1 pseudogene is annotated in these 640 nt (G+C 32.0%); it reads left to right on the top strand.

Annotated features, from left to right (window positions below):
* Positions 1 to 191: 191 nt before the first annotated feature.
* A pseudogene (locus tag BD31_RS03085) lies at positions 192 to 640 on the top strand (UPF0182 family protein); the annotation flags it as partial.

The raw sequence follows: 640 nt of genomic DNA, 5'->3' as shown, positions 1-640 counted from the left end.
AAATTACAAGCTCTCTTATCCACAATTTATAATCTGGCAAATTACCAAGATATTGCTTTTTGGAGCATTCTTTGCAAATATCATGTTTGGATTTGCAGCAGTTTCATTTATTGACGGAAATTATTTGGGAATTGAACATTTACCAAACTTATTTTCATTACCTTTTGTAACTCCAGACACTGATCCAAATTATGCAACTCAAAAATGTTGTTCCAATGATTCCTGCATTAGTAATATTGATTCCACCATTACTTGCAGCTGTTGGATTACGTTTAGTATTATACGTTGGAATTCATAGAATTATTCATGTCATTACATCATATCTACAAGATTCTAAAGAAGGTAAACCAAGATATCTAAACTATGTTTCAACCATTGAAGGAATAATTGGCATTGGTATTCTTTGGGTTGGGTTTAATCTGTTTTTTACTGATCAAATTGATTATAATACAAGATATCTGATTGGCGGTACACTCGTAATTGGTTTTGCAATAATTGCATTCTCCCTAATTGACAGAATTCGTGCACGTGTACTAACTCATATGTTCAAGCGAGATGTTTACATTAGAATTTTAACAATCATGGTTATTGCAATAATTGTTGCAGGAGTTGTTTCTGTTAACAACAGTATAGCAGATGC

Source organism: Candidatus Nitrosopumilus salarius BD31 (genome assembly GCF_000242875.2).
Taxonomy (GTDB): Archaea; Thermoproteota; Nitrososphaeria; order Nitrososphaerales; family Nitrosopumilaceae; genus Nitrosopumilus; species Nitrosopumilus salarius.
This window is presented reverse-complemented; position numbering and strand designations above follow the sequence as displayed.